General features: G+C 60.5%; 12 protein-coding genes. 10 read left to right on the top strand and 2 right to left on the bottom strand.

Annotated elements, in window-relative coordinates:
• Positions 1 to 11: 11 nt before the first annotated feature.
• The 4 genes from OKC27_RS09360 to OKC27_RS09345 all read left to right on the top strand — a co-directional run bounded on the left by OKC27_RS09360 (position 12) and on the right by OKC27_RS09345 (position 7,108).
• Positions 12 to 2,816, top strand: coding sequence for a hybrid sensor histidine kinase/response regulator (locus OKC27_RS09360; protein WP_182970911.1), 2,805 nt, complete (start codon positions 12 to 14; stop codon positions 2,814 to 2,816).
• A 167-nt stretch (positions 2,817 to 2,983) separates the two neighbouring features.
• The gene (locus OKC27_RS09355) at positions 2,984 to 4,720 is read left to right on the top strand and encodes an ABC transporter transmembrane domain-containing protein (RefSeq protein WP_182970912.1); all 1,737 of its coding nucleotides are present in this window, start codon (positions 2,984 to 2,986) and stop codon (positions 4,718 to 4,720) included.
• Positions 4,717 to 6,468 carry an ABC transporter transmembrane domain-containing protein gene (locus tag OKC27_RS09350; protein WP_182970913.1) on the top strand — a complete coding sequence of 584 codons (1,752 nt, stop codon included), beginning with the start codon at positions 4,717 to 4,719 and terminating at the stop codon, positions 6,466 to 6,468. The genes OKC27_RS09355 and OKC27_RS09350 overlap by 4 nt, the downstream gene beginning before the upstream one ends.
• Before the next feature lie 166 nt (positions 6,469 to 6,634).
• Complete coding sequence (locus OKC27_RS09345; RefSeq protein WP_270806186.1) at positions 6,635 to 7,108, top strand: DUF4442 domain-containing protein; 474 nt, start codon at positions 6,635 to 6,637, stop codon at positions 7,106 to 7,108.
• Positions 7,109 to 7,141: 33 nt separating this feature from the next.
• On the opposite strand, the gene ybcJ is transcribed toward OKC27_RS09345, so the two are convergent.
• Entirely contained in the window at positions 7,142 to 7,375 is a 234-nt protein-coding gene (ybcJ, locus tag OKC27_RS09340; protein WP_005361116.1) for a ribosome-associated protein YbcJ, read from the bottom strand.
• Between the two features lie 260 nt (positions 7,376 to 7,635).
• Here ybcJ and OKC27_RS09335 point away from each other — a divergent pair, with 260 nt between their 5' ends.
• The 3 genes from OKC27_RS09335 (at position 7,636) to pdxY (ending at position 10,115) form a co-directional block, all read left to right on the top strand.
• Positions 7,636 to 8,217, top strand: coding sequence for a VC2662 family protein (locus tag OKC27_RS09335; RefSeq protein ID WP_270806185.1), 582 nt, complete (start codon positions 7,636 to 7,638; stop codon positions 8,215 to 8,217).
• Positions 8,218 to 8,300: 83 nt separating this feature from the next.
• Positions 8,301 to 9,077 (top strand): DUF429 domain-containing protein, encoded by a 777-nt coding sequence (locus tag OKC27_RS09330; RefSeq protein WP_234601666.1) that lies wholly within the window; start codon positions 8,301 to 8,303, stop codon positions 9,075 to 9,077.
• 174 nt (positions 9,078 to 9,251) lie between these two features.
• A complete protein-coding gene (gene pdxY / locus OKC27_RS09325; RefSeq protein ID WP_270806184.1) occupies positions 9,252 to 10,115 on the top strand; it encodes a pyridoxal kinase PdxY in 864 nt (287 codons plus the stop codon).
• Positions 10,116 to 10,189: 74 nt separating this feature from the next.
• Here pdxY and OKC27_RS09320 read toward each other — a convergent pair whose 3' ends face one another.
• A complete protein-coding gene (locus OKC27_RS09320) occupies positions 10,190 to 10,582 on the bottom strand; it encodes an NUDIX hydrolase (protein ID WP_270806183.1) in 393 nt (130 codons plus the stop codon).
• A gap of 339 nt (positions 10,583 to 10,921) precedes the next feature.
• Between OKC27_RS09320 and OKC27_RS09315 the strand changes: the two genes are divergently transcribed.
• From OKC27_RS09315 to OKC27_RS09305, 3 genes are all read left to right on the top strand, one after another.
• Positions 10,922 to 11,767 (top strand): DUF5718 family protein, encoded by an 846-nt coding sequence (locus tag OKC27_RS09315; protein WP_182970917.1) that lies wholly within the window; start codon positions 10,922 to 10,924, stop codon positions 11,765 to 11,767.
• Between the two features lie 57 nt (positions 11,768 to 11,824).
• Positions 11,825 to 12,265 carry an acetyltransferase gene (locus OKC27_RS09310; RefSeq protein WP_182970918.1) on the top strand — a complete coding sequence of 147 codons (441 nt, stop codon included), beginning with the start codon at positions 11,825 to 11,827 and terminating at the stop codon, positions 12,263 to 12,265.
• A 114-nt stretch (positions 12,266 to 12,379) separates the two neighbouring features.
• Positions 12,380 to 12,850, top strand: coding sequence for a GNAT family N-acetyltransferase (locus tag OKC27_RS09305; RefSeq protein ID WP_182970919.1), 471 nt, complete (start codon positions 12,380 to 12,382; stop codon positions 12,848 to 12,850).
• Positions 12,851 to 12,969 lie beyond the last annotated feature (119 nt).

The raw sequence follows: 12,969 nt of genomic DNA, 5'->3' as shown, positions 1-12,969 counted from the left end.
GTCGAGACGGGATGAAAAAAGGATCACGGAAAAACCGTGCTGTGCCGGGGCTGATCGTTGCCCTGCTGCTTGCCTTTTCGGGCTACTGCTGGCAGTCGCTCAGTCAGCAGCAACAGGCCCACGACCTGAACGAAGCGGCCGAGGTGGTGCTGAACCGGATCAACGCCGATACCGTCTATCTGCTTGGGCGAGAGCAGGCCAATGACAGCAATGTCCAGCAGCGTCTGAACCAGTTATCCATCACCCTTGACGGTTTTGTGCGCAAGGTACGCAGTGATCCCGAGCTGGCGCAAGACGAGTTGTCTCAGGCGCTGCTTGAGGATATGGATACCTATCTGATGGCGCTGGCCAGCCTCCATGCCATGGAGATGGCCATCGAGTATATCAATGCGCCCCTGCAGGCCCAGATTAAAAAGGTGCGCGAGCTCAGCCCGTCAGACAGTGCGCTGCATCGCGATGTCGAGGAGCTGGCGCAGCTGAGCAACTATCTGCAGCGCAGTTGGGACAAACGTGAGCAGACTACGCTGGCCCAGTTGCAGCAACAGATGGTATCCCGTTACGGCCACCTGCCGGAAATCGCTACCCTGATCCGCCTGAGCAAGGACATGAGCCAACAGGTGGTCGCCTATCACGCCTTGCGTTACCAGCTGATCGACATGCATGTGATCGAGAGTCTGGTGCGCTGGAAAATCGACAAGCTGGAGCGCGCCTCCTCGCTGATGAACCGCTTCTATTTGATGGCGCTGTGCGGGGCCTTGATCTGCTTCGCGCTGGTGGCCTTCACACTGTGGCGCCGCAATCAGAAGCTGAGTGAATTGTCGCGCCAGACCGGCTTGCTGGCCCAGGCCAAGAGCGATTTTCTGGCCAACATGAGCCACGAGATCCGCACCCCCATGAACGCCATCATCGGCTTTAGCTCGCTGGCGCTGCAGACCGAACTGGATCAGCAACAACGGGACTATCTGGGCAAGATCAAATCCTCATCCGATACCTTGTTGCTGCTGATCAACGACATCCTCGATTTGACCAAGGTGGAGTCCGGCAAGCTGACCCTGGAGGAGATCGACTTCGATCTCAGCGAGCAGCTCGATTCGCTGGCGGGGATGTTTGCCGATCTGGCGGAGCGCAAACATGTGGAGGTGATCATTCGCAAGTCGCCTGAGGTGCCGGTCTTCTTGCGCGGGGATCCCCTGCGGCTGGGGCAGGTGCTGGTCAATCTGGTGAACAACGCCATCAAGTTTACCGAGCGCGGTGAAGTTGAAGTTTCCATCGAGCTGGCCAATCCCCATCCAATGCGGATCCGCTTCAGTGTGCGCGATACCGGCATCGGCATTGCCGAAGAGAAGCAGAGTCAGCTGTTTCAGGCGTTTACCCAACTGGAGGCGGGTAATACCCGCAAATATGGCGGCTCGGGTCTGGGTCTCAATATCTCCCAACGGCTGGTCGAACTGATGGGGGGGAGGATCATTGTCCAGAGCAAGCCCGGTGTGGGTTCCCTGTTCCAGTTCGATATCCCGATGGCGCAGGCGGTCTACGGCGTGGCAGGTCGGAAGGTCTTCTTCGAAAACCAGCCGTTGGTGATGGTGATGGATGATAACGAGCTGGTGCTGGATCTGGCCCGGGACATCCTGACTCGCGCGGGCGTGCGGGTGCTGCCGGTCAACTCCCTGTCTCGTGCCCGTCAGCAGCTCCGTGAAGAGGGGCCAAATTTGCGGCTGGCGATCCTCGACTGGCGCATGGGTCAGGAGGATGGGCTCGATCTGGCGCTGGAGATGTATCAGCACAGCCAGTGGCGGCGGATCCCTATCCTGATGATCAGCGCCTGGGCCAGAGAGGGGTTGCACGCCCGGATGGACAGCATGGGGCTGACCCACTTTCTGCCCAAGCCGATGACCGAGAACGCGCTGTTGGCCAAGGTGGATGAGCTGCTCAACGGCAGCTCCTATGAACTCAACCTGCGCAAGGCCGAGGCGCAGGGGGATCAGCAACACTTCAAATCCCTGCTGCAGGGTACCCGAGTGCTGTTGGCCGAAGACAACCGGGTCAATCAGCAGCTGATCATCGAGTATCTGCGGCGGGTCGATGCGGTGGTGTGCGTGGTCAGTAATGGTCGGGAGGCGGTGGAGCGGGTCGCCGAGCAGCCTTTTGACGTGATCCTGATGGATTTGCAGATGCCGGTGCTGGACGGGCTCGATGCTACCCGCCAGATCCGCAAAATGGTCGACAAGCACGATGTGCCCATCATTGCCCTCACCGCCAGCGCCATGCCCGGCGACAAGGATCGCTGTCTGGGGGTGGGGATGAATGGCTATGTGACCAAGCCGGTGAGCAAGCTGGATCTCTACAACAACCTGCTGCAATGGGTGAAGCCGCAAGGGGTTGAGCAGGCGGGGATCATGGAGGTGAAACCGCCGGATATGATGGGGATCCTCGATCTGCAGGATGCCCTCAAGCGGCTGGAGCAGGACAAGGAGGCGCTGCAGATCCTGTTCAAGCTGTTCATGTCGGAGCACAAGGACGATCTGTGGGAGATCCGCTCAGCCCTGCGCCGCCAGCAACCCGAGGTGGCCAGCAAGCTGCTGCACACCCTCAAGGGGGTATCGGCCAATATCTCGGCGGCCCGCCTGCAGCTGGTGGCTGGTGAGCTGGAGTGGCGCCTGCGGCAAAACGAGGTGCTGAGCGAGACGGATCTGGAGCAGTTGCAGCAGGTCTTCAGCCAGACCCGGGAAGAGGTGTCACACTTCTTGCTGACCGGTGAGCAGCATGAAAACTCGTATAATCCCTATTCGTTAGGGGATGATCGCATGTCACAGTGAATTAAATAGTAATTATTCTCAACCATTCCTGTTCGGGATATGATGAGCTTTCGTTCGAATCGCCTCCAGCCGGAGGCGATTGTTTTCATTCTTCTATATTCTGCTTGATCTGTTTGATGGCTGCTCCAGGGAACGGTCACGGGCAGACAGCGCTAAAGGTTGGTGGTGTGAGCGTATTTCTACGATTGAGCTGGTTTTTCAAGGAGCAGTGGCCCCGCTATCTGGCCGCCATCGCGCTGCTGCTGATGGTGGCCCTGTTGACCGTTATTCCGCCCAAAGTGGTGGGCTGGGTGGTGGATGGTATAGCCAAGGGCGGTCTCGACAATGGCACCCTGATGCGTTATCTGGCCGGGCTGTTCGGGCTCGGCGTGCTCATCTATCTGCTGCGCTATGTCTGGCGGGTGATGCTGTTTGGTGCCTCCTACCGGCTGGCCTATGTCTTGCGCAATCGTCTGTTCAGCCATTTCACCCGGATGAGCCCCGATTTTTATCAGCGTCACCGTACCGGCGATCTGATGGCCCATGCCACCAACGACATTCAGGCGGTGGAGATGACCGCTGGCGAAGGGGTGCTGACGCTGGTGGACTCCATCATGGTCGGGGTGCTGGTGCTCTCCATCATGTGCAGCCAGTACTCCTGGCAGTTGACGCTGGTCTCCTTGCTGCCGCTGCCGGTGATGGCCTACTTCATGAACCGCTTCGGCACCCAGATCTACACCCAGTTCAAGGCGGCGCAGGGAGCCTTCTCCAGGCTCAACAACAAGACCCAGGAAGCCCTTTCCGGCGTGCGGGTGTTGAAATCCTATGCGGTTGAATCGCTGGAAGATGAGGGCTTTGCCGAGCTGACCAGACAGGCAGGGGAGCGCAATATGGCGGTGGCCCGCATCGATGCCAAGTTCGATCCGGTCATCTATCTCTGCATCGGTTGCTCCTACTTCCTCGCGGTGGCGGGGGGCAGCGTGCTGGTGCTGCGCGATGAGCTGACCCTGGGTGAGCTTACCAGCTTCACCATGTACCTCGGTCAGCTGATCTGGCCGATGTTTGCCATCGCCTGGCTGTTCAACATCATCGAGCGGGGTAGCGCCGCCTACTCCCGTATCGAGAGCCTGCTTGGGGAGCGCAGCGATATCGAAGAGCCCGCCCAGCCAGCGGCGTTTACCTCTGCGTTTCCGCTGCAGATCAAAGGGGTGAGCTATCGACTTGAGCAGCGCACCCTGCTTGCGGATATCGACGTTACCCTCAAGCAAGGGGGGATGCTCGGGGTGGTGGGACGCACCGGGGCAGGCAAGAGTTCCCTGCTCAAGCTGTTGATGCGCCTCGCCAATCCAACGGAGGGTTCGATTGCCATGGGGGGCGTACCGATTGAGCAGCTGCCGCTCGGTACTCTGCGCAGCCAGTTTGCCTATGTGCCGCAGGAGCCATTCCTGTTTTCTACCACCATCGCCGCCAATATTGCCCTTGGCAAACCCGATGCGAGCCGCGAGGAGGTCGAGCGGGTGGCGCGCATTGCCTGTGTCCACGATGATATCGTGCGTTTCCCCAAGGGCTATGAGACCGAGGTCGGGGAGAAGGGGGTGACCCTATCAGGCGGCCAGAAACAGCGGCTGGCCATTGCCCGCGCCTTGCTGCTGGAGGCGCCCATTCTGGTGCTCGATGATGCGCTCTCGGCGGTGGATGCCCACACCGAGCAGCAAATTCTGCACGCCCTCAAGGCCCATCGTCGCACCCTGATCCTGGTCAGCCATCGCATGACAGCGGTGGAGCAGGCCGACGAGATCCTGGTGCTGGAGCAGGGGGCCATCAGCGAGCGGGGTCATCACGGTGCCCTGATGGCGCACAATGGCTGGTATGCAGATATGGTGCGTTACCAGCGTCTCGAAGAAGCGGTGGAGGAGAGCCTGTGAATCCGACCATTAAACGACTGCTCGCCTACTGCGCCCGCTATCCTCGCTGGCTGATTCAGGCGGGGATTTGCCTGCTGCTCGCCACCGGCGCTGAAGTAGCCGGGCCGCTGCTGATCAAGCTCTTTATCGATGACTATCTGGCGCCACGCAATATCGTGCTGCCGAACATTGCCCTGATTGCGGCGGGCTATCTGGGTTTGCAGGTGCTGTCGGCGGCGGGTTTCTATTTGCAATCCCTGCGCTTCAATCGCATTGCTCAGGCGGTGGTGCAAACCCTGCGCGAGCAGGTATTTGCTACCGCCATCCGTTTGCCGGCCCGCTACTTTGACAAGCATCGCTCCGGCTCGCTGATTTCCCGCATCACCAACGACACCGAGGCGATCATGAACCTCTATGTGCAGGTGATCGGCTTGCTGGTGCAAAAGGTGGTGCTGCTGTGCGGCATCCTCATCTCCATGGCGCTGCTGGATCTGCGGCTGATGCTGGTCTGCTCCCTGCTGCTGCCCGCAGTGGGCGGGGTTATGTGGCTCTACCAGAAACTGAGTGTGCCGGTGGTGCGAGCGACTCGCAGCCTGCTCTCCGACATCAACAGCCGCCTCAACGAGTCGCTGCAGGGGATGCCGGTCATTCAGGCGATGGTGCAGGAGCGCCACTTTGCCAACGCCTTTGCCGAGGTGAACCAGCAGCACTGGTCGGCACGGATCAAGAGCCTCAAGATCAACGGCATCTTGCTGCGTCCGCTCATCGATCTCTTCTACATGATGGTGCTGATCGGTCTGTTGGCGCTGTTTGCCCATGAGGGGTTGAGCAGCGCGGGTGCTATTCAGGTGGGGGTGCTCTACGCCTTTATCAGTTATCTGGGGCGGATGATCGAGCCGCTCATCGAGATGACCAACCAGCTCAACCAGCTGCAGCAGGCGATGGTGGCGGGGGAGCGGGTCTTTGCCCTGCTCGATGAAACCCGCGAGAGCACCGACGGCGAGCTTCTCCCGCTGGAAGGGCGGGTCAGTTTCGAGCGGGTGAGCTTCTCCTACGATGGCGAACAACAGGTGCTGCGAGAGGTCAGCTTTGCCGCAAAACCGGGCCAGATGCTGGCGCTGGTGGGCCATACCGGCAGCGGCAAGTCCACCATCATCAGCCTGCTGATGGGCTTCTATCCGCTGGATCAGGGGCAGATCCGCTTCGATGATCACGCACTGGATACCCTGTCGCTGGCGGCGGTGCGCCGCAGCATCGGGCTGGTGCAGCAGGATCCCTTTATCTTCGTCGGCACCCTGGCGGAGAACCTGCGTCTCGGCCGCGCCGGAATAGACGAAGCGCGGCTCTGGCAGGCGCTGAGCGAGGTGCAGCTGGCCGAGTTTGTCCGCAGCCTGCCACAGGGGATCAACACCCTGATGGAGGAGGGGGGCAAGAACCTCTCCGCTGGGCAGCGGCAACTGCTCTCCTTTGCCCGTGCGCTGGTGGGAGATCCGCGCATCCTCATTCTGGATGAAGCGACGGCGAGCGTGGACTCCCAGACCGAGCTGGCGCTGTCGCAGGCGATCTCTGCCGCCCGTCGTGGCCGCACTACCATCGCCATCGCCCACCGCCTCTCGACCATCGTCGATGCGGACGAGATCCTGCTGCTCTCCCGCGGTCAGGTGAGCGAGCGGGGCAGCCACAGCGAGCTGATGGCCCTCGGTGGTCACTATGCCCAGCTGTTCGAGATGCAGAGTCAGGGTGCCTGGCTGGAAGAGAAGCGCGCCTGAGCGGCAGATTTGCTGTTAACCGTGAGATAAACGAGAAGAGGGAACCGGTGCGGTTCCCTCTTTTTTTGCGCCGATCAAAAGGTCGTAACCGTGATCCCTGTGCTTGTCGAATGCCACAGATGCAGGCAACATGTTGTTTACATTAACTCATCGGATCAGTTCGCATATGGATTTGCAACGCTTCAAAGCCAATCTGGCGCTTCGGCTGTTTGCCTGGCGCTACATTCCCGTCATCGGGTTTTGTGCCCCGATCATCGAAGAGATGAACGCCAAGGCGCTGCGCATTCGCATTCCCCTTGGCTGGCGTACCCGCAACCACCTGGGCAGCATGTATTTTGGCGCGCTGGCGACCGGCGCCGATCTGGTGGGCGGTCTGCTGGTGATGGAGAAGGGGCGGCAGCGGTGCAAGAAGGTGCACTTCGCCTTCAAGGATGTGCAGGGGGAGTTTTTGAAACGACCGGAGGGGGATGTGCAGTTCGACTGTGCAGCGGGGGAGGAGATCGATGCCATGATCGACGAGTCGCTGGCAAGCGGTCAGCGCATCAATCGCCCCATCCAGGTGGTGGCCACTTGTCCGTCATTGAACGGGGATGAGGCGATGGCGCGTTTTGTGCTGACCCTGTCGATCAAGGCCAGCTAACGGGTTGCCAGAGCGTGGCTCCCCAAGACGGGTTTAGCCAATCTCCGGGCTGACGCCCTCTTTGACCACAACCTTCATGCCGTTGAAGTTGACCACCTGTTCGGCCACGATCTTGCAGCGCTTGCGGGTCTCGACCTGACCGTCCACCTCGACCAGCCCTTCGGCAACGAGGGCTTTGGCGGCGCCGCCACAATCGGCCCACCCCTGATGTTTGATAAGGTCACACAAGGCAACGAAGGGGTGACCTTCGAGCAGAAACGTCTCCATGGGAAATCCTCTAGATGGATGAATGCCGGATACAGCAGGGCGACTATTTTAGGCAGTTCGCTCAGGCAAAGAAAGGAAGAGGGGCCACTCGCTGCGAAAAAGTAGCCGATTGCCCTTGAGTTGGTGAATTTAAAAGACCTGACATGCAGGTGAGAGGGCCACCCGTGACGTATCGTGACGCACCTCGTCCCCGCCGGTGTGCCCACACTCTCCCCTGACTGTTAGGATCGGGTCACTCTCAATGGCCCAAGGAACTTCCCATGACACTCTCCCGCCTGCTGCTGACGCGCAGCGCCCTTACCCTGTGCAGCGCCCTTACTCTGTGCGGTGTCGCGCAGGCCAGTACTCCGGTGCAGGTCTCTCTGCCCGGCGTCAACCTGCCCGCGTCCCATCAGGTGGAAGGGGCGCGCGCCTCGCTGCTCTACGGTCGGACCGGTCAGGTGAAGGGCATTGATCTGCCGATCTTTGCCCTCTCCGATGTGGATCAGCTCACAGGTCTGCAGGTCGGTATCTTCCTCGGTGCCGGTCGGGTGCGCCACCAGTTTGGCGGGGTCGCCATCAACGCCCTCAACTGGCATGAGGGGCAGGATACCGGCGTCAATCTGGGGCTGGTCAACCTGACCAACAATGTGCAGGGGCTTAACTGGGGGGCGGTCAATATCGCCAAGGGCAATGCGCTGGCCAACGTCGGCTTCGTCAACTATGCCGAGCGTACCACCTTCCAGATTGGCTTTATCAATGCCACCCAGCATCTCGATGGCTTGCAGATCGGGCTGGCCAACTATGCCGCCAACGGCGTGTTCCCCATTTTGCCGCTGGTGAACTTCCAGAAATCGTTCTGAGTGGGCGGTTCGCTTTGCGTTAAGGGCCTCTGCTGATTACCCTGTGCCTCTTGCAACTTGTGACAGGCGAACAGAGGTAATTGATGACGGCAGGGCAGATGAGTGCAATCGGGATCGGCTGGGATGTGCGTGGCTGGCAGGGCAGCGCCCAGGCGGTGGCCGTGGTGGGTTGGCAGGTAGGTTCCAACTGCCTGCACTGGCTCGGGGTGTCGCCGCTGTTTCGCCTGAGCTCGCGGGTGGCGCCGGATCTGGCCGCTCTGTTGCGTCCAGCCCTGCAAAACGAGCTGACCCTGATGCAGGTAGAAGCCTGCCCGCAACTGGCGCTCGGTATCGATGCGCCACTCGCCTTTCCCCGCGCCTTGCGTGATCTGCTCAACGGCCAGCCACACAGCTGCGCCGTGCCCGAGCGGGAGATAGACAACCCCTACGCATATCGCGACTGCGAGCGCTGGCTGTATCAGCAATACGGCAAGAAGCCGCTGTCGGCCACCTTCGATCGGCTCGGCAACAACGCCACCCTGGCACTCTCCATGCTGCCGCAGCTCTCGGATCTGCAACTGGTGCCCAAGGTGCAGGAGCAGGCCAGCCGCGCCGTGCTGGAGGTCTATCCGGCCCTGGCCAAAGTCGGTGGCAAGGCCTCCCCGGCACGCCCCGAGCTGGCGACCTTGCTGCCCGAGGATCTGCTGGTTGGCACCGATCGCTACGATGCGGCGCTCTGTGCCCTGATGGCGCTGCAATATGCCGCTGGTGGCAAGGTGACGGCGTTGCCCGAGCTGGTTCAGCCACCCAGTGACATGCCCCGTGATGAGGGATGGGTCTATCACTTTGCCCGTCAGGCTGTTGAACGTAACGGGATGTGATGGATGGGGGCGCGGCGCATCATGGCGCCGCTCACCCTGCCGACGCTGGCCAAATGGAGCAAAAAACCTGTCTTTAGTCAGGAAATTGCCTGTTCATCCCGTGACAAGGTGGCGCATCGTTATCTTCATCCGATATATTGCCCACCTTGCTGATCCTTTGCTGTGGTATTCCCGATGAAATCCGTTCTCTCTATTCAGTCCCACGTGGTCTTTGGTTGTGCCGGCAACAGCGCGGCTGTCTTCCCCATGCGCCGCCTTGGTATGGATGTATGGCCCATCAACACGGTGCAATTTTCCAATCATACCCAATATGCCCAGGGGTGGCAGGGGATGGCGATGCCAGCGGGTCATATCAGCGCGCTGGTGAAAGGATTGGGCAATATCGAGGTGTTGAGCGGCTGTGACGCCGTGCTGAGTGGCTATCTCGGCTCCGCCGAGCAGGGTGACGAGATCCTGACCGTGGTCAACGCCGTCAAGGCGGCCAACCCCGATGCCATCTACTTCTGCGACCCGGTGATGGGCCATCCTGAGAAGGGGTGTATCGTTGCCCCCGGCGTCACCCGTTTCCTGACCGAGCAGGCGCTGCCGGTGGCCGATATGATGGCGCCCAACCTGCTGGAGCTGGAGACCCTCTGCGATACCCATCTGGCGGATTTGGATCAAACCCGCGCCGCTGCCCATCAGCTGCTGGCTCGCGGCGTCAAGCTGGTGCTGGTCAAGCATCTGGGTCGTGCGGCGCAAGACTCCAGCCGTTTCGAGATGCTGCTGGCGACCCCGGAAGGGGATTACCTGATTGCCCGCCCGCTCTATGACTTTGCCCGTCAGCCGGTGGGTGTGGGCGATCTTATCAGCGCCCTGATGCTGGCGAATTTGCTGGCAGGCCACGATGCGGTGAGCGCATTCGAGCGTACCAACGCCTCGGTAGATGCGGTGCTGCAAGAGACCTGGCGCCAGCAGGCTTACGAGTTGCAGCTGATCGCTGCGCAAGATGCCTTCGCTTTGCCGGAAGTTCAGGCGCGAGCGGTGCAACTGCCCTGAGTTGTGCAACGTGTGATGCAAAGAGGTGAGCCATTGGCTCACCTCTTTTGTTTGCACCGCTCTCGTTTGTGGGATTAGCGAATAAGCCCTTGCTCAACCAGCCAGGCAAACAGCAGACGGGAGACGGGGGAGAGCTCATCGAGTTGACTGCTGTCGAGCCAGCACAGCTCGGCAATTTCGGCCGAAGCGACCGGAGTACCGCTCGCGTCGCCGGTGTAGCAGCGCAGCCGTACCTCGACCCCTGCCGGTTTGCCATCTGCCTGGGAGCTGAACTCACAGGCAAAGCGCAGGGTATCGGGCTGCAGGGTGACGGCCAGCTCCTCCTCAATCTCGCGGATCAGCGCCGCCTCATCGCTCTCGCCCGGTTCGCGCTTGCCGCCTGGGATGTAATAGATATCCTTGCCGTGGGAGCGGGCGCAGAGCAGTTGCTGATCTTTAAAGGTGAGCCAAGCGAGTTTGTCGATCATCCGTTTTCTCTCCGATGGGGTTGCCGTAATGAGCCGGGGCGCACTCAAGCGCGCCGCTGTTTTGCATGCAGGCAGCCTAACAAAGATGAAGTTGAGTCCCAAGGAGAAAGAGGGGATAGGCCGGAAACGCACAGTTTCCAGCGCGGTGAGCGCGTAGCTGAAAGAGTGCACAAGGGCTGGTTCGCCACAGACTTTTCGACCGCTAAAAAAGCGGACTGGCGCACACCATGACAGGGTCGGACTGGGCGAAGGCGGGGCCCTTGTGGTTTAATCTTGCCACTTTAGCGGTAGTGGGCGACGAGCCTGCTACTTTGCGTGGGCAAGATGCAGGTGAGCAAGATGCAAGTGACAGCAGAGAGCAAGTTTATCGGACTCGGGGTGGCGGGCAATTTCGCCGGTCATCTGGAGCAGGCGGGCGAAGCGTCGGACTTCGTGGCGGTCGTGGTGCGCGATACCACGGCGCCCAAGGCGCTGTTCCCCTTCTTCGTGCCGGGTCATCCGGGTCAGCTCGGGGTATTCCCGTTGAGCGACAAGGCGATCTTCTTGCCGGAGGCGGCGGTCAGCGGTGACGAGAAGGTGCAGATCGAGCCTGAAGTGGCGCTCTGGTGCGAGCTGGAGTATGCCGGCAAGCAGGTGGTGGCGATCCATCCCCGCGCCTTTGGTGCCTACAACGACTGCTCCATCCGTCGTCCCAACGCCAAGAAGATCAGCGAGAAGAAGAACTGGGGCGAAGAGAGCAAGGGGTTGGCGGCTAACTTGCTGCCGCTCTCCGGTTTTGCCGCCGGTTGCGAGCTTGATGACTATCGCATCGCCTGCTATCTGGAGCGCGATGGTGAGCTGCACGCTTACGGGGTAGACAGCGCTGCCATCGATTACAGCTACTTCCACGGTCAGCTGCTCGACTGGGCCATCGACAAGTTCAACCATCAGCAGGACGAGGGGCCGGCGGAGCATATTCAGGGGCTGCTGGCGCAGGCGGGGCATCCTCCACACGCGCTGATCAGCATCGGTGCCACCCGCTATACCCCGTTTGGCGAGACCCACTTCCTCAAACCCGGCGACACCTCCTGTGTGGTGGTCTACCCGGGCAGCCGTTATAGCGAAGCGGATATCCGCGAAGCGATCCGCAGCCGCAGTTTTGGCGCCGATGTGTCGGTGCTGCTGCAGGCGGTGCAGGTACGCTAATCACCTTTGTCAGCGGGGAGATATCTTTTCCCGCTGGTTATCATATCGAGCCATTTAATGAAGATTGTCCCTGTATCCCGGGCCGATTATCCGGCCCTGATCGAGCTGTGGGAGGCCTCGGTGCGGGCGACCCACCACTTCCTGCCCGAGGCCGAGATCCTCGCTCTCAAGCTGCTGATTTTCGACCACTACTTCGATGCGGTGGCACTGCACTGTGCCTGCACAGAAGAGGGGAGCATTGCCGGGTTTTGCGGGCTATGTGATGGCAAGCTGGAGATGCTGTTTGTGGCCCCCGAGACGCGGGGCTACGGCGTCGGTCGCCAGCTGGTGGAACATGCCATCGGCCAGTGCGGTGCGACGCAGGTTGACGTCAACGAGCAGAACGAACAGGCGGTGGGCTTCTATCTGAAGATGGGATTCACCGTGACGGGCCGCTCACCGCTGGATGGGCAGGGCAAGCCCTATCCGCTGCTGCATATGGCGCTGGCACCGAGCTGATCGCTCCTGTTGAGTTGCAGGATCCATATAACGAGCGGGGAATCGCCGTGAATGCTCCCGTTCGTGTCTGCGCTGACACCGTGTGGATATCGTCGGTCTGGATGGAGAGAAGGGATGGAGATGATCAGAACGTGCAGAGTGACTGACCTGGCCGGGTTGCTGGCGCTCTACGGGGAGCTGCGACCCGATGATCCTCCGCTGGCAGCCGACATGGCTATCGCGACCCTTGAGTCACTGCTGAGCGATCCCCGCATTCGGCTTATTGTTGCCGAGGTGGATGGTCAGCTGGCAGCGACCTGTCAGCTGGGGATCGTTCCGACGCTGACCAACGAGGGTAGGCCATTTGGTATCATAGAGCACGTGATCACCGCCAAGCGGTTTCGCCGTCGTGGTTTGAGTCAGCGGGTGTTGGAGAAGGCGTTGTCCCTCGCGTGGGAGCAGAGGTGCTACAAGGTGATGCTGCTCTCGGGGGAGGGGCGCGAGGCTGCCCATCGGCTTTACGAGAAGCTGGGATTCAAGGCCGGAATCGAGCGGGGATTCGTGATCAAACGGCCGCAGGAAAATAGCGTATGCCCGGATGTGTGATACTGGGTGCGGGTGAATTAGAAAAAACGGGAGGTCGTAAGGCCTAATGCCGATCAGTTAAGGATCCATTGACCGATCCTCCTGATGTGTAAAAATCCGAAACCTGTTGATTGGTTTCG

This window comes from Aeromonas sp. QDB62 (assembly GCF_027705695.1).
Taxonomy (GTDB): domain Bacteria; phylum Pseudomonadota; class Gammaproteobacteria; order Enterobacterales; family Aeromonadaceae; genus Aeromonas; species Aeromonas allosaccharophila.
The sequence above is the reverse complement of the archived record's forward strand: the minus strand, read 5'-3'. Positions and strand labels throughout refer to the sequence as shown.

Bases quoted from the DNA above. Each gene is read 5' to 3' on its own strand.
- OKC27_RS09360 (WP_182970911.1), top strand. From the start codon at position 12: ATGAAAAAAGGATCACGGAAAAACCGTGCTGTGCCGGGGCTGATCGTT.
- OKC27_RS09345 (WP_270806186.1), top strand. From the start codon at position 6,635: ATGGATTTGCAACGCTTCAAAGCCAATCTGGCGCTTCGGCTGTTTGCC.
- ybcJ (WP_005361116.1), bottom strand. From the start codon at position 7,375: ATGGAGACGTTTCTGCTCGAAGGTCACCCCTTCGTTGCCTTGTGTGAC.
- OKC27_RS09335 (WP_270806185.1), top strand. From the start codon at position 7,636: ATGACACTCTCCCGCCTGCTGCTGACGCGCAGCGCCCTTACCCTGTGC.
- OKC27_RS09330 (WP_234601666.1), top strand. From the start codon at position 8,301: ATGACGGCAGGGCAGATGAGTGCAATCGGGATCGGCTGGGATGTGCGT.
- pdxY (WP_270806184.1), top strand. From the start codon at position 9,252: ATGAAATCCGTTCTCTCTATTCAGTCCCACGTGGTCTTTGGTTGTGCC.
- OKC27_RS09320 (WP_270806183.1), bottom strand. From the start codon at position 10,582: ATGATCGACAAACTCGCTTGGCTCACCTTTAAAGATCAGCAACTGCTC.
- OKC27_RS09315 (WP_182970917.1), top strand. From the start codon at position 10,922: ATGCAAGTGACAGCAGAGAGCAAGTTTATCGGACTCGGGGTGGCGGGC.
- OKC27_RS09310 (WP_182970918.1), top strand. From the start codon at position 11,825: ATGAAGATTGTCCCTGTATCCCGGGCCGATTATCCGGCCCTGATCGAG.
- OKC27_RS09305 (WP_182970919.1), top strand. From the start codon at position 12,380: ATGGAGATGATCAGAACGTGCAGAGTGACTGACCTGGCCGGGTTGCTG.